Source organism: Streptomyces erythrochromogenes, from assembly GCF_040684695.1.
GTDB lineage: Bacteria > Actinomycetota > Actinomycetes > Streptomycetales > Streptomycetaceae > Streptomyces > Streptomyces erythrochromogenes_C.
In genome coordinates, this window is sequence record NZ_JBFBGM010000012.1 from 210,931 (window position 1) to 230,526 (window position 19,596).

Annotated in this window: 20 protein-coding genes; 9 read left to right on the top strand and 11 right to left on the bottom strand. The window is 73.4% G+C overall.

Going from position 1 to position 19,596, the window contains the following annotated elements; translation table 11 throughout:
- Positions 1–149: 149 nt before the first annotated feature.
- From AB0O53_RS19975 to AB0O53_RS19985, 3 genes are read right to left on the bottom strand one after another with little or no spacing between them, the layout of a single operon-like run.
- The gene (locus AB0O53_RS19975; RefSeq protein WP_350987901.1) at positions 150–764 is read right to left on the bottom strand and encodes a hypothetical protein; all 615 of its coding nucleotides are present in this window, start codon (positions 762–764) and stop codon (positions 150–152) included.
- Entirely contained in the window at positions 761–2,239 is a 1,479-nt protein-coding gene (locus tag AB0O53_RS19980) for a hypothetical protein (protein ID WP_365197075.1), read from the bottom strand. Before AB0O53_RS19980 ends, AB0O53_RS19975 begins: the two co-directional genes overlap by 4 nt.
- Positions 2,236–2,646 (bottom strand): hypothetical protein, encoded by a 411-nt coding sequence (locus AB0O53_RS19985; RefSeq protein ID WP_365197078.1) that lies wholly within the window; start codon positions 2,644–2,646, stop codon positions 2,236–2,238. The genes AB0O53_RS19980 and AB0O53_RS19985 overlap by 4 nt, the downstream gene beginning before the upstream one ends.
- Before the next feature lie 364 nt (positions 2,647–3,010).
- Here AB0O53_RS19985 and AB0O53_RS19990 point away from each other — a divergent pair, with 364 nt between their 5' ends.
- Positions 3,011–3,994 carry an XdhC family protein gene (locus tag AB0O53_RS19990; RefSeq protein WP_365197081.1) on the top strand — a complete coding sequence of 328 codons (984 nt, stop codon included), beginning with the start codon at positions 3,011–3,013 and terminating at the stop codon, positions 3,992–3,994.
- A gap of 76 nt (positions 3,995–4,070) precedes the next feature.
- On the top strand, positions 4,071–4,466 hold the full coding sequence (locus AB0O53_RS19995) for a DUF6479 family protein (protein ID WP_350987905.1): 396 nt from the start codon (positions 4,071–4,073) through the stop codon (positions 4,464–4,466).
- 78 nt (positions 4,467–4,544) lie between these two features.
- Here the strand turns inward: AB0O53_RS19995 and AB0O53_RS20000 are convergent, their stop codons facing one another.
- Positions 4,545–5,480: an ATP-dependent DNA ligase gene (locus AB0O53_RS20000; RefSeq protein ID WP_350988412.1), complete on the bottom strand. Its 936-nt coding sequence runs from the start codon at positions 5,478–5,480 to the stop codon at positions 4,545–4,547.
- Complete coding sequence (gene ligD, locus AB0O53_RS20005) at positions 5,480–6,376, bottom strand: non-homologous end-joining DNA ligase (RefSeq protein WP_350987906.1); 897 nt, start codon at positions 6,374–6,376, stop codon at positions 5,480–5,482. The genes AB0O53_RS20000 and ligD overlap by 1 nt, the downstream gene beginning before the upstream one ends.
- A gap of 31 nt (positions 6,377–6,407) precedes the next feature.
- Between ligD and ku the strand changes: the two genes are divergently transcribed.
- Positions 6,408–7,616, top strand: coding sequence for a non-homologous end joining protein Ku (gene ku / locus AB0O53_RS20010; protein WP_350987907.1), 1,209 nt, complete (start codon positions 6,408–6,410; stop codon positions 7,614–7,616).
- Between the two features lie 95 nt (positions 7,617–7,711).
- Here the strand turns inward: ku and AB0O53_RS20015 are convergent, their stop codons facing one another.
- Positions 7,712–8,638, bottom strand: a complete 927-nt coding sequence (locus AB0O53_RS20015) for a nuclease-related domain-containing protein (protein WP_365197085.1) — start codon at positions 8,636–8,638, stop codon at positions 7,712–7,714.
- Between the two features lie 201 nt (positions 8,639–8,839).
- On the opposite strand from AB0O53_RS20015, the gene AB0O53_RS20020 reads away from it, so the two are divergent.
- The 3 genes from AB0O53_RS20020 (at position 8,840) to AB0O53_RS20030 (ending at position 11,839) form a co-directional block, all read left to right on the top strand.
- Positions 8,840–9,472: a hypothetical protein gene (locus tag AB0O53_RS20020; RefSeq protein WP_365197088.1), complete on the top strand. Its 633-nt coding sequence runs from the start codon at positions 8,840–8,842 to the stop codon at positions 9,470–9,472.
- A 178-nt stretch (positions 9,473–9,650) separates the two neighbouring features.
- Positions 9,651–10,481, top strand: coding sequence for a hypothetical protein (locus AB0O53_RS20025; protein WP_350987910.1), 831 nt, complete (start codon positions 9,651–9,653; stop codon positions 10,479–10,481).
- Between the two features lie 119 nt (positions 10,482–10,600).
- The gene (locus AB0O53_RS20030) at positions 10,601–11,839 is read left to right on the top strand and encodes a histidine kinase dimerization/phospho-acceptor domain-containing protein (protein ID WP_403140061.1); all 1,239 of its coding nucleotides are present in this window, start codon (positions 10,601–10,603) and stop codon (positions 11,837–11,839) included.
- Positions 11,840–12,125: 286 nt separating this feature from the next.
- Here the strand turns inward: AB0O53_RS20030 and AB0O53_RS20035 are convergent, their stop codons facing one another.
- The 3 genes from AB0O53_RS20035 to AB0O53_RS20045 form a co-directional block, all read right to left on the bottom strand.
- On the bottom strand, positions 12,126–12,398 hold the full coding sequence (locus AB0O53_RS20035; protein WP_350987911.1) for a DUF8847 domain-containing protein: 273 nt from the start codon (positions 12,396–12,398) through the stop codon (positions 12,126–12,128).
- A 10-nt stretch (positions 12,399–12,408) separates the two neighbouring features.
- Complete coding sequence (locus AB0O53_RS20040; protein WP_030854022.1) at positions 12,409–13,122, bottom strand: TetR/AcrR family transcriptional regulator; 714 nt, start codon at positions 13,120–13,122, stop codon at positions 12,409–12,411.
- Positions 13,123–13,269: 147 nt separating this feature from the next.
- On the bottom strand, positions 13,270–14,199 hold the full coding sequence (locus tag AB0O53_RS20045) for an AurF N-oxygenase family protein (protein ID WP_365197092.1): 930 nt from the start codon (positions 14,197–14,199) through the stop codon (positions 13,270–13,272).
- Between the two features lie 168 nt (positions 14,200–14,367).
- Between AB0O53_RS20045 and AB0O53_RS20050 the strand changes: the two genes are divergently transcribed.
- Positions 14,368–15,480, top strand: a complete 1,113-nt coding sequence (locus AB0O53_RS20050) for a ferritin-like domain-containing protein (protein ID WP_365197095.1) — start codon at positions 14,368–14,370, stop codon at positions 15,478–15,480.
- 20 nt (positions 15,481–15,500) lie between these two features.
- Here AB0O53_RS20050 and AB0O53_RS20055 read toward each other — a convergent pair whose 3' ends face one another.
- Together AB0O53_RS20055 and AB0O53_RS20060 are read right to left on the bottom strand one after the other, a co-directional pair.
- On the bottom strand, positions 15,501–16,970 hold the full coding sequence (locus tag AB0O53_RS20055) for a penicillin-binding transpeptidase domain-containing protein (RefSeq protein WP_350987914.1): 1,470 nt from the start codon (positions 16,968–16,970) through the stop codon (positions 15,501–15,503).
- Positions 16,967–18,337: an FtsW/RodA/SpoVE family cell cycle protein gene (locus AB0O53_RS20060; protein WP_365197099.1), complete on the bottom strand. Its 1,371-nt coding sequence runs from the start codon at positions 18,335–18,337 to the stop codon at positions 16,967–16,969. The genes AB0O53_RS20055 and AB0O53_RS20060 overlap by 4 nt, the downstream gene beginning before the upstream one ends.
- A 106-nt stretch (positions 18,338–18,443) precedes the next feature.
- On the opposite strand from AB0O53_RS20060, the gene AB0O53_RS20065 reads away from it, so the two are divergent.
- Complete coding sequence (locus tag AB0O53_RS20065) at positions 18,444–18,851, top strand: DUF6325 family protein (protein ID WP_037631829.1); 408 nt, start codon at positions 18,444–18,446, stop codon at positions 18,849–18,851.
- On the top strand, positions 18,851–19,276 hold the full coding sequence (locus tag AB0O53_RS20070) for a hypothetical protein (RefSeq protein ID WP_350987916.1): 426 nt from the start codon (positions 18,851–18,853) through the stop codon (positions 19,274–19,276). The genes AB0O53_RS20065 and AB0O53_RS20070 overlap by 1 nt, the downstream gene beginning before the upstream one ends.
- Positions 19,277–19,596 lie beyond the last annotated feature (320 nt).

A 19,596-nucleotide genomic window follows, 5' to 3' on the forward strand; every position in this document is an offset into this window, starting at 1 on the left:
AGCCCGGCGGCTCGTCAGCACCCTCCCCGCGAGAACCTCGCGCGCCGCCGGAAGGCACAGGTGCCGGCCGGCCGTTCGGGGGCATGGCCAGACCGCCGGCCCGCGGGCGACCGGCGATGGAACCGCCGGCGTGGCTCGTTGCGCCACCGTCAGGGTGTCGGCTTGGCCATGGCCGCGTCGCTGCCGGCCCAGAGGTAGATGCGCGTGGTGCCGGGCTCGAACTCGTGGGCGTAGATGTCGGTGCAGAACCGTACTGCCTGGCCTTCGGGTGTCTTGCTGTCACCACGGCAGAGGCCGCCGATGCGCATTCCCTCGACGAAGGTCTCCGGCTCCGGCAGGCCGAGGTGGCTGAAGCCGTCGCTTCGCGTGTAACCGGGCTCCTTGGGATGGGTGTTGCGGACCAACTGTGTGCCTTCCGGCTGCAGCGGCTCCAGGAAGCGGTCGGCCTCGGCGGTCGTCACGGTGAAGGCAAGCAGCGCGACGTCGTACTGGTCGTTGGTGTGGAGCCCGGCCCGCCGGTCGGTGGCCGTCTCCGGCACGCGGAATCCCATGGTCTTCGCCGTCCACTCCGGCGTGGCGTGTTCCTCCCAGCAGCACGCCTTGCCGCGCTCGGCCGACTCGCCCGCGCCATACACGACCATCAGGACCGTGCCGAGGACACCGAGAACGCACAGGCCCGAGAACACCCAGGCGCCGACGGCGAGCCTTCGCCGCCAGGGCCTCCCTCGCCCACCGCCGCCCGCCGGTGCCTCGGGGTGGCTCATCGGTCGACATCCCCTCCGCCGTCCCGGCCATGGCGACCGGGATCGCTGCGGGTCCCGGCGCGCCCGGGATCGTCGGGGCTGGGCACCGCAGCCCCGCTGCCCAGCTCGTAGTGCTTGACCGAACTGCTTCCGGCCATGTTGAATTCCTGCGCCAGACCGACCTTGTGCTGCTGGCTCGGCTCGCCGTCGGGTATCTGAAACTTCCCGATGGTCACGCCTTTGCCCTCGTCCCAGTTGTAGCGGTCCCACACGTTGACCTGATAGTCGAGTCCGACCACCGGCCTGCCGTCCGCGCCCGGCACGACGGTCATCACCCCCGTGATGTTCGAACGGACACCGCCGACCGCGTAGAACCAGTTCTGGTCCTGGAAGTAGTAGTCCGCGTTGGGTGTCTCGACCGGCACGGCGACGGCCCGGTCACCGTTCCTCTCGTACTCCGCCAGCGCCTGCTCCCGCCATTCCGACTCGCGGTTCAGGAGGTGGTGGCGGTCCACATGGCCCTGGAAGCCGTCGTTGTCCGTCAGCATCTTGTCGACCGGAAGTTCCATCGGGGTGCCCGTGTTGTCGAGGTAGTGCTTCATGTGGCGCGAGGCGTCGTTCATGTCACCCCAGTCGCCGCCGACGACGAGCATCTGCATCTTGGTTCTGGTGACCCAGTCGTTCCATTCGATGTCCTCCGCCCCGTGCTTCCCGGATCCGCGGTCGGGCGCCACCTGCTTGACCGACGGGTTGAAGAGCCCGGCTGCGAGCAGGTCTTCCTTGTGGGCCGTCCACAGCTGGGCGCGGGCATCGGGGCTGAGCGACTGCCAGAGCCTTCGCAGCTCGGCCTGCTGGGCGGGCTTGGCCTCGTCGCCCAGCGCCGCCAGCTTCATGGCTCGCGGCAGTTGGTCCTCGTCGAGCGAGCTGTACTCGGCATGGCCGGCGTCGTAGGGGGCGGCGCCGTGGGTGGCCCGCATAGCGCGGGTGGCAGCGGCGTCCACCTCGGCAGCGTGGCTGACCAGACCTGTGAGCGTGTCGGCGTACCAGCGGATCATGTCCAGAGTGCGTTGGCTGGGGCCCCGCACATCGCAGATGGACGATTCCACACGGACTCTGCCGCCTCCGGCATCCGATACCAGCAGTCCTGGATCCGGCTCACCTTCGTCGACCGGACTGCCCTGGCTCGCCTCCTCCGCCAGATCCTTCGCCTGCTTCTGGATCCGTGTCAGCTCCTCATGGGCGTCGGCGAGGACCGCGTGGATGCTCTTGGCCTCGCGCCGAAGGTCGTCCACCTCCTTCGCGGCACTGCGGACGAACTCCCGGGTCACGGAGGCGTTGGCCCCCTCCCACTGGGCCGCCTCCGACTTCTTGACCAGGCCGTCGCGGACGGTGGTGTGCAGCTCGGCGAGTCCTTCCGCGGCCGTCTTCCATTCCGTGGCGGCGTCGTTCAGCCTGGCGAGGTCGAGGGTGATGAGGTCGGTCCAGGTGAAGGTCACTTCACGTACCTCTGTATCTCGGCGACCGACATGGCCGAACCGTCCCGATGGCGCAGGCTGGCCGCAATGGCCTCGTCGTCACGTGCGTGTGCCTGCTTGGAGTGGTCGAGGTGATTGGAGATGTGCGCGTACATTTGCAGGACCGTCTTGACCTGCGAGTCCCAGGTGGAGAGGGTCGCCGTCAGCTCAGACCCCATGGCCAGGTTCTTGGCAGAGCACTCGGCCGCGGCCCTGCTGGTGGCCCCGGTGCCCGCGATGTCCGACTTCTTGCGCAGTTCACCGTGGACGACGAATGCCTCGTGCCCGACCGCACCCAGGTCGTCCTGCGTGATGACCAGGTCGTACGAAGCCCCGCCGGGCGTGGCCGCATTCCTCTTCGCGGCGGCCCACTCCTCGTCGAACGTCATGGATGCCCTCCCCCGGGCGCACGAACAGGAAGCGATCACCCTAACAACCCCCTGGCGAAGAAGCGTTCGACGCCGCAGCTGGGGCCGGACGTCGAACGGTCGGGATTCAGGAGGTGCGTTGGACTCCTCGGCGGCTGCTCGTCGAAGGCAGCGGCTCGTCTGCGGGGCATGGGGTGCCGACGACGGCGGTTGCTCGTGTCGGGGCCTCCCGGTTCCGGTGGTCCGTACGAGGGGTGGGGCCGGGAAGCTGTGGGTTTGGGGGGTGGGGGCGGGGCAGGGGGCTGCCTATGGTGGTGGGTGAGGCCGCAAGGTGTCGCTGACCTGGTGCTTTGCGGGGAGAGCTCGGAGTGGATGGGGCGGCACGATGCGTGAGCTGGTGCAGACGGCGCGGCAGTGGGTGGCCGAGGGGCGGGCGGGGTATCTGGCCCGGCCCGTCACCGAGCAGGGCTTCGGGCCGCGGGATCCCGCCGGGGCCGTGCTCGTCGACGCGCGGGGGGAGTGCGTCGGCAACCTGTACCGCGGGGTGTTCGACGCCGAGCTCGTCGCCGAGGCCGTGGCCATGGCCCCCGGGGCCACCGCGCGGGTGTGCGAGGTGTCCGTGGCCGGGGACGAGGCCGTGGCGGCGGAGCTGACCTGCGGCGGGCAGGCCGAGGTGCTGCTCCAGCCGCTCGCGGGGATTCCCGCCGAGTGGTGGGAGCTGCTCGGCGAGGGCGTCGGGGTGGCGTTGGTGACCCGGCTGAACGAGGCCGCCGACCAGGCGTCCAGTGAGGTCGTGCGGGCCACCGCGGTGCCGGGCGACGATGCCGGGCGGCGGGCCGGGGAGCTGCTGGCCACGCGGCGGGCCGGGCGGGACGCCCTGTACGGGGAGTCCGGCCTGGTGCTGGTCGAGGCCCAGCCGTCGGCCCCGTACGTGGTCATCGGCGGCGGCGGTGAGCTGGCCGCCGTCATCGAGCGGCAGGCGCTGCTGCTGGGCTGGGAGGCGGTACGGGTCGAGGCCGCCGGGCCGGCGGTGGAGGCGATCGGGGCGCGCCGGGACGCCGCGTGCGTGGTCATGCTGAGCCACGACGAACAGTTCGACGTGCCGACGCTGCGGGCGGCGCTGGCCGCGCAGGTGCCGTACGTCGGGGCGCTCGGGTCGCGGCGTACGACGGCCCGCCGGCGGGAGGGGCTGCTCGCGGCCGGGGTCACCGAGGCGGAGCTGGCGCGGGTGCACGGGCCGATCGGGCTCGACCTCGGCGCCCGCACGCCGGCGGAGACGGCGCTGGCGATCTGCGCCGAGATCCTCGGGGTGCTGGGGGCGCGCAAGGCGGGTGCGCTGCGGGACGCCGACGGGCCGATCAATACCTGAGGCCCTCCATACCCCAGCCGGCCCCTGGCACGCCTGTAATGCGCGTAATGGGATGTTGTGGGGGAAAATGCTCCGTATGGACATGATCCTGAGCGTGGACTCGATCCTCACGGATGTGGCGTGGTTCCCGGTCATCGGATTGGCCGTCGTCGCCCTGCTGCTCGGCGGCTTCAAGCTGGGCCAGCTGGTCCGGGCCAAGGAGCCGCCACCCCCCGCCGCCGAGGAGCAGCCCCATCTGCCCGACGGCGGAGCCGTCTACGAGGTCCGCGAGGAGCGGGACCAGGTGGAGATTCCCGAAGGCGGCCTGAGACCGCACGAGATGCAGGGCTACGGGAACTTCGGCTCCACCACCTCCAGCCACCCGGAGGAGGTCCGCAAGGAGCGCGAGTCCGGATACAAGCAGCCCGAGGGGCCGGGGCCGCACCCGCAGCCGGGGGCTCCCCCGGACGCCGGGCGCGGGGCCCACGCCTGACCCGGCAGACCCGGCAGACCCGGCAGCCCGAGAACCGACGGCCTTGACCTGACTCTGACCCGCGCCGTCCGGCGCGGGTCAGAGGTCTGTCCGCAGCCGCAGCACCTCCGGCGGCGGGTGCCGGGCCGAGGTGTGCCGGACCTCCGCCGTGAGCGGCGGGTCCAGGGCGCGGTAGGGGACCTCCCCGAGTCCGATGGCGGTGACGGTGGCAGTGGCCGGCTCGGCCGCGGCCCCGTCGGCGGCCCCCGCGGCGCTCTCGGTGGCCGGCGGCTCGGCGGCCCCGCGCGCGGCGGCGGCCTCGGCCACCTCCCGGCGCAGCGCCGCCGTCAGCGGGCTCGACACCAGCGGGGTCTCGTCCCCGACCGGCAGGACGAGCACCAGGGCGAGCGGCCGGCGCGGGGTGCCGGTGTAGCCGACCACCGCGGCGTCCCGGACGTCGGTGTGCCGCAGCTTCTGCCAGCCGCGCCGCCCGGCCGGGTAGGCCTGGTCCAGCCGTTTGACGACGAGGCCCTCGATGCCGCTGGCGGGGAGGGTCTCGTACCAGGTGGCGGCCAGTTCCGGGTCGGTCGTCATCGGGACCGGCTGGAGCGGCGGGCCGAGGGGCAGGAGCAGGTCGACGAGGAGGGCCCGGCGGCGTTCGTACGGGCGGGCGCGTACGTCCAGCCCGGCCAGTTCCAGCACGTCGAAGGCGGCGTACGAGGCCGGCAGGCTCTGCGCGAGCACGGCGGCCCGCGCGGCGGTGGCCGCCGCCCGCCGCTGCACCAGCGCGAAGTCCGTGCGGCCCGCGTGCCAGACCACCACCTCGCCGTCGAGGACCGTACCGGCGGGCAGGCGCAGGGCGGCGGCGGCCAGATCGGGGAACGCGCTGGTGACGATCCGCCCGGAGCGGGCCTGGAGCGTCACGTCCGACGCCGAGCGCGCGATGACCAGCCGGTGCCCGTCGAACTTCGGCTCGTACGCCAGCCCCGCCCCGCGCGGCAGGGTGCGTACGGCGGTGGCCAGCGCGACGCGGATCACGGCCGGACCCTGGGGAGCGGGCGGCCCCGCGCGGGGTCGGCCAGCGGGGCGAAGAGGTCTCCGTCGCGGATGAGCCGCGGCCCGATGTCGTCGGCGAGGAAGACCAGGTCGGCGGGGGTGCGGCAGGCCTCGACCTCCGCCCAGGACACGGGGGCGGAGACGGTGGGGCGGGCCCGCGCGCGCAGGGTGTAGGCGGCGGCGGTGGTCTTGGCGGCGGCGTTCTGGCTGTGGTCGACGAAGACCTTGCCGGGGCGCAGGGCCTTGGCCATGCGGTGGACCACGAGGTCGGGGAGCTCGCGCTCGGCCTCCTGGGCGAGCTGCCTGGCGTACGCGGACACCTGCGCGGACGGGGTCGGCTCCAGGGGCACGGCGAGGTGCAGGCCCTTGGAGCCGGAGGTCTTGGCGTGGGCGTCGAGGCCGTCGGCGGCGAGCCGCTCGCGCAGCCACAGGGCGGCCGCGCTGCACTCGACGACGGACGCGGGCGCCCCCGGATCGAGGTCGAGGACCATGCGGTCGGCGACGGCGGGGCTGCCGGCCGGCCACTGGTGGATGTGGAACTCGACGACGAGGTTGGCGGACCACATGAGGGTGGCCATGTCGGCGACGACCACCTGTTCGGCGGAAGGGTCCTCGGAGCGGGGCACGGGGGTGGTCCTCACCCAGTCGGGTGCGCCGGGCGGCGGGTTCTTGGTGAAGAACAGCTGGCCTTCCGGTCCGTCCGGATAGCGCAGGAAGGACACCGCCCGGTCGTGGATCTGGGCGAGCAGGGGCTCCGCGACGGTGGCGTAGTAGTGCAGCACCTCGCCCTTCGTGAAGCCGGTCTCGGGATAGAGGACCTTGTCGAGGTTGCTGAGCGCGATGCGACGGCCCTCCACCAATGTGATCGGCGTCATACGATGAGACTGCCACGAAACAGGAGGAACCGTGCGATCCATCTGGAACGGAGCGATCTCCTTCGGCCTCGTCAGCATTCCGATCAAGCTCGTGAACGCCACCGAGAGCCACTCGATCTCCTTCCGTCAGATCCACCTCGCCGACGGCGGCCGGATCCGCTACCGCAAGGTGTGCGAGCTGGACGGCGAGGAGGTGCCGGGCGCCGAGATCGGCAAGGGGTACGAGGAGGCGGACGGGTCCGTCATCCCGATCACGGACGAGGACCTGGCGCAGCTGCCGCTGGCCACGGCGAAGACGATCGAGATCATGTCGTTCGTGCCCGCCGAGGAGATCGATCCGCTGCAGATGGACGCGGCGTACTACCTGGCGGCGAACGGAGCGACGGCGGCGAAGCCGTACACGCTGCTGCGGGAGGCGCTGAAGCGGAGTCGGAAGGTCGCGATCGCCAAGTTCGCGCTGCGGGGGCGGGAGCGGCTGGGCATGCTGCGCGTCGTCGACGACGTGATCGCGATGCACGGGCTGCTGTGGCCGGACGAGATCCGGGTGCCGGAGGGCGTTGCTCCGGACGTGGAGGTGACGGTGCGGGACGCCGAACTCGACCTGGCGGACGCGCTGATGGCGACGCTGGGCGAGGTGGAGCTGGCCTCGCTGCACGACGAGTACCGGGATGCCGTGGAGGCGATGATCGCGGCGAAGGCGGGAGGGGCGTTCGAGCCGGCGGAGGCGACGGTGGAGCCGGCCGGCGGGCAGGTGATCGACCTGATGGCGGCGCTGGAGAAGAGCGTGCGGGCGGCGAAGGCATCGCGGGGCGAGGGCGAGGGCGAGGGCGGGTACGGGGGCGGGGGGACCGGCGAAGCGTCCGCGGAGGGCGCGACCGAGAGCGGGCCCGGGACCGGGACGGATGCCGAGGTCACGCCCATGCGGCGGCGGGGCGGGGCGGCGCGGAAGACGTCGGCCGCGCCGAAGGCGGTCGGCGGGAAGAAGTCGACGGCGGCTTCGGCGAAGAAGACCACGGCGGCCGCGAAGACCACGTCGAAGAAGAAGTCCGCCACCGCCGCCGGGCCCGGGACGGCGAAGTCGGGAACGGTCAAGTCGACCGCGGCCAAGTCGAACACCGCGAAGTCGGCCGCGGCCAAATCCACCGCGAGCAAGGCGACTTCGACGGCGGGCACCAAGAAGGCCGGTACGGCCGCGGGGGCGAAGAAGGGCGCGTCGCCGCGGAAGCGGGCCTCCGCCTGAGGCACGCGACCGGGGCCGCAGAAGGGCGGGGACGGCCGGGGCCGGGGCGGGGACCCGCGGCGCCCCCTCCCCCGCTCCGCCCTTTCAGCGCCCCTTCAGCGCTTCCCGGGGGTCCGCCCCGGACCCCGCGCCCCGGAGCCCGGTGGGGCCGGAGCGGGCCGGGGGCGGGGCACCGGGATCGGTGGGATCGACGGGGCCGACCGGGCCGGCGAGGTCGGCCGGGTCGGCGGCAGCCAGGTGCGGGTGTCGCGGGCCTGGGCGAACAGGGCTTCGACATCAGGCGGTTTGAGGGCCGTCGGGGAGGCCACGAGGTCCGGGGTCGCGGTCGGCGGCTGGAGGATGCGGATGTCGCGGACCGTCGGGGCCGCCTCCAGGCGGGAGGCGTCGACCACCGCCAGGGCCGGGGTGACCTTCGCGTCCAGGAGCGCGGTCGCACGGGCCGCGGCGCCGCGGATCCACCGCGGATCCGGGCGGGGTTCGGCGCGGCCGACCGTGAGCAGCAGGTCGCCGACGACCGCGCGCTGCCGCCGCCCCGGGATCGTACGCACGCAGAAGATCCCGGCCGGGCCGATCACCAGGTGGTCGATGCGGCCGAAGCCCGGGAGCGGGACGCAGTGCAGGGTCCGCCAGCCTTCCGGTTCCAGTGCGTCGAAGGCGTCGCCCATGCGCTGCTGCGCGGTCAGGTCCTGCCGCAGGCGGTGCCGGGACCGGGTGCCCGCGGTGCCGTCTTCCAGCTCGGCCAGCAGGGTCTCGCCGGGGCGGTTCGGAGCCAGGTCGGCGTCCGGCGACATGGCGAGGCGCCGCAGGTCGGCCGCCGTGGGGACCGGTGGCGGCCCGATGGACACCGTGCCGCTCAAGTAGGGCCGCAGCGCGGCCAGGACGGCCTCGCGGTGGTCGTCCGCGAGAACGCTGATCCGGTTGGCCTGGCGGTCGTACCAGGCGACCGCCCGCCCGTCGGGCAAGTTGACGTACAGTCGGCCGCGGCCGGGCCGGCCGCTGGGCAGTACCTTGAGTCCGCGCATTCACCCTCACCCCCGCCGTCCATGTGAGCAGCCGGGGCGCCGCACGGCAATCCCTCGGTTGTGTAACGACTCCGACGGAACCTTGCGACTTCGCTGTTACATGAACGGGGTGTCGCCGCAACGGCCGCCCCCTAGGTTTGTCGCACCTGGAGACACCAGGCCCCGACCGGGACACCGACACACCAGCCAGAAGGACTCCCCGTGAGCACCGTCCGCCGCCGCACTCTCGTTCGCGCCGCCGCCGTGACCGCCTGTGCCGGAAGCCTGCTGGCGCTGCCCACCGCCGCCGCGCTGGCCGAAGGGGTGCCGGCGGCCTCGTCCGCGCACTCCTCGGCCCCGCAGCGGACCCTGGTCAAGAGCCTCTCGCTGGCCGACGGGGTGTCCACGGCGAAGGTCTACCGGACGGCCAAGGGTGCCTACCAGGCCGACATCCTGGCCGCGGACGGCGCCAGGGCGACCACCCTGACCAGCCGTGACGGGGTCACCGACGTCGGCGGCTCCGGCGACCTGCACGCGGCCCTGGACTCTGCGGGGCGCCTGACGTCCTGGGCGGGCGACGCCCCCGCGCAGGACGGTGGCCACGCCGTCGCGGGCGACGGGCACAAGACCGGCACGCGCGACGGGCAGATCGTCCCGGTCTCGGCCGAGCGGCGGGCCGCCGCCGGCGACACCCGCGTTCTGGAGGCCACGTCCGCCGAGGGCCGGCGGCTGAGTACTCTGGCCGACGGGCCGGGCGACGGCATGCTGCTGCTCGCCGCGGGCGGCGGGATCGCCGCCGTGGGTGCGGCCGGGCTCGGCTTCGCCATGCTCCGCCGAGGACGCACGGACGGCTGACCGACGTCCGCCCGCCCGCCGGCCCGTGGGCCGTGCGTACGGACGGCCCGTGCCCGCCCGCACTCCGGCCCTCGCCGGTCGGCCGGGGCAAAAGGGGCGCATCTCCGCATATGGTGGATGCGATCGACCGTCGTCGTAACGCGCGCAGAAGGGCACGGGGGCTGTGAACAGGGGGGCCGTGAAGAGGTTCGTTTCCGGCGGCTGCGCGCGCCGCCGCTCCCGCTCCCCGGGTCCGGGTCCCGTCCTCGCCCCGCTGCTGGCCATCGCCGCGCTTCCGCTGCTCGCGGGCTGCGGCGACACCGGCGGGCTGGTCGGCGCCGGGGCGACCGCGACCGCGAGCGGGCCCGTACACCTGTGGCCGGACCGCCTGGGGGCGACCGTACCGCCGGCCGATCCGGCCGGCGCCCCGCCCGAGTACGTGAAGGGGATCCCGCCCGTCCGCGACGAGGACGTGCACGCGGTCGACCCGGTGGCCCTCGTCCAGGCGGAGCTGCGGGCCCATCCGAAGGCCAGGACCGGGGCGGACGGGATACCGGCCGAGACGGCGGCCGCGATCAACACCTGTACGAAGGGGGCCGCCGAGCCCGAGTCGTGCCCGGTGCTGGCGCCGTACTACCGGGACCTCACGGGCAACGGCAAGGACGAGCTGATCGTGGGCATCGAGTTCCCGGACAAGATGATGTCCGTACGGGTCTACACGGCGGACCGCGACGGGCGGCTCAACCGCATCATGGCGACCACGCAGACCGTCGTCTCGGTGGAGCTGGCCGGGCGGGACGTCGTGCTGCGGGTGCCCAGCGGGAACCGCGGCTACGAGCTGATCACCGCCTGGTCCTGGGAGGAGAAGCAGCGCACCATGCTGCCGACGCGGGAGCAGATCGTACGGGTGCCCGCGGGCCCCCGGGGTCCGGAGGACCGCGGTCCCGGACCCGGCGCGGGGAGCGGGGGCGGTCCGGGGCCCGGGACGGGTGCCGGGCCCGGCGACGGCCCCCGGGCGGACCGGCCGTGACCGTGCGCGGGGGCGGGAGCGCAAACGGGAACGCAAACGGGAGCGGGAGCGACAACGACAGCGGAAGCGAGGGCGGGCACCTGGGGCGGACCGGGCGGCGGTCACGGCTGGTGCGGCTCCTGCGGCTGCGACCGCGGCTGCCCTCCTGGACGGCCACGCTGACCTGGAAGTCGGCCTGCTTCATCGCGGTGATGTGCTGCTCCCTGGCAGCGGTGCTCGGCGCGCTCGTGCACGTGGAGGTGACCCGCCAGACCGTGGCCACGGCGCGGGAGAAGGCGCTGGGCAGGCTGAGCGAGGTCACGGACCGGTACGAGGCGGGCGAGCCCCTGCCGCCCGGTTCCGGACTGGACCCGGTGGGCCTGCCGCCGGAGCTGCGGGCGCTCGCGGCCGGCGGGCAGCGGGGGACGGTCGTGGCGGAGTACCGCGGCCGCCCGACGATGTGGGCGGCCGGCCCGGCGGACGGCCGGGCCCTGGCGACCGGCATCGACTACGGGCAGAGCGCCCGCACCATCAGCGGACTGGACAACGCGATCATCGGGTCGTCGGTGCTGGCGATCGGCGGGACGCTGCTCGTGGGCGCCTTCGCGGTGACGCGGGTGACGCGGCGGCTGCACCAGACGGCGACCGTGGCCCGGCGGATCACGCAGGGCGACCTCGACGCCCGCGTGGACGACCCGCGGACGAAGGACCCGTCGCGGCGCCAGGACGAGGTGGCGACGGTGGCCGGGGCGCTGGACACGATGGCGGGGAGCCTGCAGTCGAAGCTGGAGAGCGAGCGGCGGTTCACGGCCGACGTGGCGCACGAGCTGCGCACGCCGCTGACCGGACTGCAGGCGGCGTCGGAGCTGCTGCCGGAGGGCCGGCCGACCGAGCTGGTGCGCGAACGGGTCCGGACGATGCGGCAGCTGACGGAGGACCTGCTGGAGATCTCCCGGCTGGACTCGGGCAGCGAGGCGGTGGAGACGGACCTGCACCAGCTGGGGCGGCTGGCCCGGCGCGTGGTGCGGGCCTCGGGGACGGACACGGAGGTGGTCGTCCTGCGGGACGCCCACGTGGAGACGGACCGGCGCCGGCTGGAGCGGGTCCTGGGGAACCTGGTGGCCAACGCCCATCAGCACGGCCGGCAGCCGGTGGTGATGACGGTGGACGGGCAGGTGGTGACGGTACGGGACCACGGGGACGGCTTCCCGGACTACCTGCTGGCGCACGGCCCGCAGCGCTTCCGCAGCGGGGGGAAGGGGCACGGGCTGGGCCTGACGATCGCCGTGGGCCAGGCGGAGGCGATCGGCGCGACGCTGCGCTTCCGCTCCGCGGAGGGTGGCGGCGGCCTGGCGGTCCTCACCCTGCCCGGCTCCTAGCGGAGGGTTCGGCGCCGCCCGACCCCTGGGGGTCGGGCGGGGGCCAAGGCCCGGAGCCGGGGCCAAGGCCCGGAGCCGCGGCCGGGCCGGGCACTGGGGCCGGGCACTGGGGCACGGGGCCTGACCACGAGGCCGGGGCCTGCCCCCCCCCAGGGGTCGGGGCGGGGGCCGGAGCCCGAGCCGCGGCCGAGGTACGGGGCCTGATCCCGGAGCCGGGCCCCGACCTCCAGGGTCACGGGGCCCGGGTACCCGGTCAGGCCCTGGGGCGCGGGGCGGGGCTTCGGGGTCAGTCCTGGGGGCGGGGGGTCCTGGTCCAGGGCCAGCGGGGTCGCGGCTTGGTTCCCGAGGGACGGAACGCGTACTTCCAGCCCTTCTGCAGGCCCAGCCGCTTCGAGTAGCCGGCCGGGACGCGTTCGTACAGCAGCACCGTCGGCGGGCCGTCCGGCGTCGGGACGGGGATCTCGTACCACTTCGGCGGGTGTCCGGTCGGGCCGGTCAGGACCGGGAGGACCCGGCCGTCCATCGGGCCGCCCTCGAACGGGGTCGGTTCGCTTCTCACCCCACCAGTGTCACAGCAGGTGGGCGGCCTCGGAGACCACCGGCATCACGCGCCGGGCCAGGTCCCCCACCGGCCCGTCCGCCGATTCCATGGCCAGGGCGGCCCGGGCGGCCGCCGCGGTCTCCGGATCCGTGGCCGCGGTGGCGGTCAGCAGGGCGATGAACTGGTCGAGCAGCCAGTCGCGGAGGGTGTCGACCTCGGGCTGCTTGCCCTCGTCGATCCATATGAGGGAGGCGGCCTCGACCGCCGTGATCCAGGTGCGCACCATCATGCGCAGCCGGGGCCCGGGCGCCGGAACACCCAGGTGGAGGAGGATCTGCTCGGCCGCGGCCCGCCGGATGCCGTCGACGGTCGCCGTCGTGCGGGAGGTCTCCACGACGCTGCCGCCCTGCAGGAGGGCGGCGAAGCCGGTGTCGTGCTCGTCGACGAACGCGAGGTAGCGGTCGAGGGCCCGGGACAGCCGCCGGGTCAGGGGGCCCTGCTGGGGTTCGGCGAAGCAGAGTTCGAGGAGGTCGGCCGCCGAGCGCAGGGCCGCCTCGTAGAGCTGCTGCTTGCCGCCGGGGAAGTAGCGGTAGACGAGCGGGCGCGAGACCCCGGCGGCCTCCGCGACGTCGTCGAGCGAGACCTCCTCCGGGGCCCGGTGCGCGAACAGCGAGAGGGCCGCGTCGAGGAGTTGGGCCCGCCGCTCCTCGACGCTCAGCCGGCGGTACGCGCGTACGGTCATGACCGCAGGGTAGCCCGCGGGCGGCCGCCCGCGGCCGCCGTCCGCGAAGTCCCGGCCCGATCCCCCGGGCCCGTCCTGCGCCATCCCCGGCTCCTGTGCCATCCGCGGCTCGTGCGCCATCCCCGGCTCGTGTACCGTCCCCGTCTCCTACGCCAGCAGCCCCGAGCTCTGCCACAGCTTCCGGCCGACGCCGCGCAGTACGCCGATGTCGTCGAGGAAGTCGGTGAGCCGCTTGGCTCCGGTCTGCATGACCTCGCGGCGGTGGCCGCTGGCCCGGACCTGGGCGACCGCTTCGCGGCGGTCGAGCCCCACGTTGTCGTAGACGGCCGGGTTCACGAAGGCGAGGGAGAAGACGCGCGCGGCCTCGCCGCAGCTGATCCGGGTGAGCTCCTGCTCCCAGCGCGGGGCCGTCAGCATCTGGCGGCGCAGTTCCTCACGGGCGTACCGGACGTGCCGGGCCTCCTCGATGACGTGGATCCGGGTGACGCCGCGGACCAGCGGCTGGATGCGCTCGTCCGGGAAGGTCAGGCGCTGCATCCAGTCGAGGATCTCCTCGCCGAGGAGGGTGCAGGCGAAGGAGCCGGGGGTGGTGGAGACGGTCTTGAGGATCCGCGCGAGGTTGTGGTTGAGGCGGGAGACCGGGTACGCGGGGCTGCCGCTCTTCTGGATCATGCGGGCGAACATCATGGAGTGGCGGCACTCGTCGGCGATCTCGGTGAGCGCGTAGCGCACGTGCTTGCTGGTCAGCGACTTGTCGTAGATGTGGCGGACCATCAGCTGCATGAGGATGATCTCGAACCAGATGCCGAGCGAGCCGAGCGCGGCCGCCTCGTGACGGGAGAGGTCGATGCGCTGCTCCTCGCCCATCGTCTTCCACATCGGGGTGTCGTAGAGGGAGAGCAGCTCGGGCGGCCAGTAGTACTTCCCCTCGATCATGGGGGCGTCCCAGTCGAGTTCCTTGTCGGGGTCGAAGGAGTGCTTGGCCGAGGATTCGAGCAGGCGCTCGGCGATCTGCTCCCGGTCCTTGAGGAGGCCGAGGGCGTCCCTGAGCGCGGCTCGTTCGGTCACGGTCGTCATGGCTTCGGACACCTCGTCGTCGAGTTACCGGCGGTCACCACTTATGAGACTGCTTGTCAGCAAGGTCGTCAATCCCCCGCGCACGACTTGTTGACCCCGCGTCTACCAACGTGTGACGCTGCCAACTGTCCGGTCCTGCACGGCAGTACGCGAGACGAGGGGGCGTCAGTGTCGACGCACGAGCTCTACACCGAGGACCCGGGCGAGGCCGTGTGGCAGATCCCCGCCTCCGGCTCCGCCCGCTTCACCTGGGAGTACGACGACGGCCGCGAGCGGCTCCTGGCCCTCTACCAGAAGGGCAAGGACAAGCAGTGGGACGGCGCCAAGCGCATCGACTGGGACATCGAGGTGGACCCGCACGATCCGCTCGGCACCCCCGACGAGGCCCTGCCGCTGTACGGGACGCGCCACTGGGCCGGGCTCACCGAGAAGGACAGGGGCGAGCTGCGCCGGCACTACACCGCCTGGAACTTCAGCCAGTTCCTCCACGGCGAGCAGGGCGCGATGGTGTGCGCGGCCCGCATCGTCGAATCCGTCCCGGACCTCGACGCGAAGTTCTACTCGGCCACGCAGACCATGGACGAGGCCCGGCACGCCGAGATCTTCGGGCGCTTCCTGCACGAGAAGGTCGGGATGCTGTACCCGGTCAACGACAGCCTCCAGGGGCTGCTCGGCGACACCCTGCGCGACTCCCGCTGGGACATGCCGTACCTGGGCATGCAGGTGCTCATCGAGGGGCTGGCGCTGGCCTCCTTCGGCCTGATCCGGGACACGACCACCAAGCCGCTGCCCAAGCAGCTCCTGGCGTACGTGATGCAGGACGAGGCCCGGCACGTGGCGTTCGGGCGGATGGCGCTGCGCGACTACTACCGGCAGCTGACGGACGCGGAGCTGCGCGAGCGCGAGGAGTTCGTGATCGAGGGCTGCTACCTGATGCGGGACCGGCTGCTCGGGGTGGAGGTGCTGGAGAACTTCGGCGTCCCGGCGAAGGAGGCGGCGCGGCTCAGCGAACAGTCCGAGTTCCTGCAGCTGTTCCGCAAGCTGCTGTTCAGCCGGATCGTGCCGTGCGTGAAGGACATCGGGCTGTGGGGCGAGCGGCTCCAGCGGGCCTACGTGGACCTGGGCGTCTTCCACATGGGCGACTCCAACCTGGACCTGCTGATGAGCCAGGACGAGGAGATCGCCGAGGCCCTGGACCGCGAGCGCTTCGCGGCCGAGGAGTCGGAGCGGGTCGCCGAGGTGGAGGCCGCCATCCGGGAGGGCACCGACACCTCCCGCTGAACCCGCCCCGCCGGACCGCCCTACTCCGAGGGCTTCGCGCGCAGTGCGGCCTCCATCACCGCCCGCGCGATGGGGGCCGCGGCGCCGTTGCCGCTGATGTCGCCCCGGTTCGCCGCCGCGTCCTCCACCACCACCGCGACCGCCACCGCCGGCAGCGCCGCGCCCTCGGTGCGGGCCCAGGAGATGAACCAGGCGTACGGGGTCCCCGCGTTGCCGACGCCGTGCTGGGCGGTGCCGGTCTTGCCGCCGACCACCGCGCCCGGGATCGCCGCGTTCCTGCCGGTGCCGTTCTCCACCACCTTCACCATCAGCTCCTGCATCCGCAGCGCGGTGGCCGGGTTCATCGCCCGTCCGAGACTGCGCCGGTCCCCGCGCCGGACCGGGGAACCGTCGTCCTGGGTGGTCCGTTCCACCAGGTACGGGGAGGCGATCTCACCGCCGTTCGCGACGGCCGCGGCCACCATCGCCATCTGCAGCGGTGTCGCCGTGGTGTTGAACTGGCCGATCGAGGAAAGGGCCAGCTGGTCCCGGCTCATGTCGGTGTCGAAGTTCGACCGGGACACCCACGAGGGCACCCGCAGTCCCTCCGTGTTGAAGCCGAAGCGGCGCGCCGCGTCCACCATGCCGCGCAGCCCGACCTGCACCCCGATCTTCGCCATCACCGTGTTGCACGACCACTGCACGGCCTCGGCCATGGAGGCGTCCTCGCAGCCCGTGGCCGCGTTCGGCAGCAGGGTGCTGGTCCCGGGCAGCGGGTAGGGGTCCGGGGTCCGGGTGGGCGCGTCCACGTCGGTGACCACGCCCGCGTCGAGGGCCGCCGCCGCCGTCACGATCTTGAAGGTGGAGCCGGGCGGGTACGTCTCGCGCAGTGCCCGGTTGAGCATCGGCCGGGCGGGGTCCTCGTTCAGCGCCGTCCAGGCCGCCTTCGTCCTCGTACCCGTCCCCGAGAGCACGGAGGGGTCGTACGAGGGGCTGCTGACGAGCGCGAGGATCCTCCCGGTGGCCGGTTCGAGGGCGGCCACCGCCCCGCGCTTGCCGCCGAGTCCGGCGTACGCGGCCCGCTGCACGGCGGCGCGGACGGTGGTGGCGGCGTTCCCGCCGGCCGGGCGGCCGCGGGCCAGGTCGTACCAGAGCGGGAACACCGACAGCCCCGGGTCCGTGCCCGACAGGACGGCGTCCTCGGCGCGCTCGACGAAGCTGGTCCCGTAGGTCTGCGAGGAGAAGCCGGTGACGGGCGCGTAGAGCGGGCCGTCGGCGTAGGTCCGCTCGTAGCGCAGCAGCTGCCCGCTGTCGCGGGAGCCCGTGACGGGGCGCCCGTCGACGAGGATGTCCCCGCGCGGCTCGGCGTAGCGCTCGATCGCGGTGCGCTTGTTGGCCGGGTTCGCACCGTAGGACGCGGACTCCCAGACCTGCACGCGGGCGACGTTGACCAGCAGGGCGAGGAGCAGCAGGGCGCAGAAGTACGCGCACCAGCGGATGTAGCGGATCACTCGGCCGCCTCCTGCGCGGGACGGGGCCGGCGCGCGCTGTCGCTGAGCCGGACCAGCAGGGCGACGATGATCCAGTTGGTGACGACGGAGGAGCCGCCCTGGGCCAGGAAGGGCATGGCCATGCCGGTGAGCGGGATCAGCCCGGTGACGCCGCCCGCGATGACGAACACCTGGAGCGCGACGATCGAGGCGAGGCCGGTGGCGAGCAGCCTGCCGAAGGGGTCGCGCAGGTTGAGGCCGGCGCGGAATCCGCGGGCGACGAGGAGCCCGTAGAGGAGCAGGATCGCGGTGAGGCCGACAAGCCCGAGCTCCTCGCCGGCGGTGGCGAGGATGAAGTCCGACTTGGCGGCGAACCCGATGAGGAAGGACTGGCCGTGGCCGAGGCCGGATCCGAGGAGGCCGCCGGCGCCGAAGGCGAAGAGGGACTGGGCGAGCTGGCCGGGGCCCTCGCCGCGCTCGATGGAGGCGAAAGGATTCAGCCAGTCGTCCACGCGGCTGTTCACATGCGGTTCGAAGGTCCCGACGGCGTACGCGCCCAGTGCCGCGAGCAGCAGCCCGATCGCGATCCATCCGATCCGCCCGGTGGCGGTGAACAGCATGATCACGAAGAGGCCGAAGAACAGCAGCGAGGTGCCGAGGTCCCGTTCCAGGACGAGCAGGCCGACGCTGAGCAGCCAGATCGCGAGGATCGGGCCGAGCACGCGCCCGGGCAGGAGGCGCAGCTTCCAGAAGAGCAGGCGGCCGGTCAGCGCCAGGGCCGTACGGTTGGCGGCGAGGTAGGCGGCGAAGAACACGGCGAGCAGGATCTTGGCGAACTCGCCCGGCTGGAAGGACAGTCCGGCGAAGCGGATCCAGATGTGGGCGCCGTTGACCGCCGGGAAGAAGACGGGCACCAGCATCAGCGCCAGGGCGGTGGCGACGGAGAGGTACGCGTAGCGCTGGAGCACCCGGTGGTCGCGGAGCAGCGCGACGACGAGGACGAAGAGCACCAGGCCGAGGGCGGACCACAGGAGCTGGTCGTCGGCGGTGGGGTGGCCGGGGGTGGTCGCGTCGAGGCGCTGGATGAGGACCAGGCCGAGCCCGTTGAGCAGGACGGCGATGGGGAGCACCAGGGGGTCGGCGTACGGGGCCCGGAACCGGACGGCCAGGTGCGCGATCAGCGCGGCCGCGGCGAGGCCGATGGCGTACCGGTCGGCGGGGTCGGGGATGCGGCCGGTGGTCGCCAGGCCGACGTGGAGGTGACCGAGTACGGAGATCAGGACGGCCCCCGCGAGGAGCGCCAGCTCGACCCCCCTGCGTTTGGGCGCGCCGGCTTGGGGTGGCGGGGGCGGGGAGGGTTCCGCCACCTTCGCCGTCAGAGCGGTCATACCCCGAAACGTAGCAAGCTGACGGATGGTATGTCCGCTTATGTCATAGTGTGCCGAAGAGTCGTCACAAACGGTCGAAAGTATCGAAAGTGAGGAGCCGAGGCGCATGGGACCTGTGGAATTCATCGTCCTCGCCTTCCCGGAGGAGCAGCTGCGGGTACCGGCCGTGGAGGCCGTGATGGGGCTGCGCAAGACGGGGGTGGTCCGGCTGATCGACGGGCTCGTCGCCACGAAGACGGCGTCGGGCGAGGTCCTCGCGGCCGAGTTCGACGAGTTCGTGGAACTGCACGGCCTGCTGACGGGGCGGGACGCGGCCCGGCTGATCGGCCCGGAGGACGTGCACGAGGCGGCGGACCTGCTGGAACGCGGCAGCTGCGCGCTGCTGCTGGTCGTCGAGCACGTCTGGGCCGAGGACGCGGCGATCGCCGTACGGGCGGCGGGCGGGCGGATCGTGGGCTCGGTCCGCATCCCGCCGGACCGGGTCCCGGCGGACCCCCGGGCAGGGGTGGCCTGATGTTCATCCGCCCGATGGGAGTGACGGTCCGCGCCGCGAACCGCCCGGCAGGATCCCCCCTGCTGCGGGGCCTGCTGGCACGGGCGTCGGGCGCGGCCCCGGAGGCGGCGGGCGCGGTGCGCCCGGAGGAGCCCCCGCACCGGGGCCTGCTCGCCCGGGGCGTCCGGGCGGCGGAGCCGGATCTCGTGGAGGAGCCGGAACCGGACCCACTGGACGAGCCCGAGCCGGATCCCGACTACGACTACGAGCCGGAGCCCATCAACGCGGCAGACTGGGACACCCACCCGGAGCCCGGCCCGGAGCCGGCCCCGGCGGCCCCCGCCGGCCTGGCGGCGGAACTGCGCCAACTGGCCGACCTGGCCCGAGAGGGCCTACTGACCCCGCAGGAGTTCAGAACGGCGAAGGCCAGGCTGCTGAACGACTGACGGCCGCGCAGGCACCGAACGCACCGGTGCGGGGGGGGCGGCGGCGGCCGGACGGTGGCCGCCCCGACTACCGGGGGGGCGGGGCGGGCGAGGCGAGGCGAGGCGGAGCAGGGTCGGAGCGCGGCGGGAGCCGGCGGAGCGGGGCGGGACAAGCGCGGGGCGGTGTGGGGCGGAAGCCGGCGGAGCGGGGGCGCCGAAGCGCGGCGGTGGCTTCGGGCGAGCGGAATGCACTCGGGCGGGAGTCAGTGACGTTCTGGGGGTTTTTCCGTCTGTCCGATGGTTTTCCGGGTCGTGCCGGTCCCTCAAGGGCGCTCCTGCGT

Coding starts and splice junctions, on each gene's coding strand:
- AB0O53_RS20060 (WP_365197099.1), bottom strand. CDS start 18,337: ATGACCGCTCTGACGGCGAAGGTGGCGGAACCCTCCCCGCCCCCGCCA.
- AB0O53_RS19985 (WP_365197078.1), bottom strand. CDS start 2,646: ATGACGTTCGACGAGGAGTGGGCCGCCGCGAAGAGGAATGCGGCCACG.
- AB0O53_RS19975 (WP_350987901.1), bottom strand. CDS start 764: ATGAGCCACCCCGAGGCACCGGCGGGCGGCGGTGGGCGAGGGAGGCCC.
- AB0O53_RS19995 (WP_350987905.1), top strand. CDS start 4,071: ATGGACATGATCCTGAGCGTGGACTCGATCCTCACGGATGTGGCGTGG.
- AB0O53_RS20015 (WP_365197085.1), bottom strand. CDS start 8,638: ATGCGCGGACTCAAGGTACTGCCCAGCGGCCGGCCCGGCCGCGGCCGA.
- AB0O53_RS20040 (WP_030854022.1), bottom strand. CDS start 13,122: ATGACCGTACGCGCGTACCGCCGGCTGAGCGTCGAGGAGCGGCGGGCC.
- AB0O53_RS20070 (WP_350987916.1), top strand. CDS start 18,851: ATGTTCATCCGCCCGATGGGAGTGACGGTCCGCGCCGCGAACCGCCCG.
- AB0O53_RS19990 (WP_365197081.1), top strand. CDS start 3,011: ATGCGTGAGCTGGTGCAGACGGCGCGGCAGTGGGTGGCCGAGGGGCGG.
- AB0O53_RS20065 (WP_037631829.1), top strand. CDS start 18,444: ATGGGACCTGTGGAATTCATCGTCCTCGCCTTCCCGGAGGAGCAGCTG.
- ligD (WP_350987906.1), bottom strand. CDS start 6,376: ATGACGCCGATCACATTGGTGGAGGGCCGTCGCATCGCGCTCAGCAAC.
- AB0O53_RS20045 (WP_365197092.1), bottom strand. CDS start 14,199: ATGACGACCGTGACCGAACGAGCCGCGCTCAGGGACGCCCTCGGCCTC.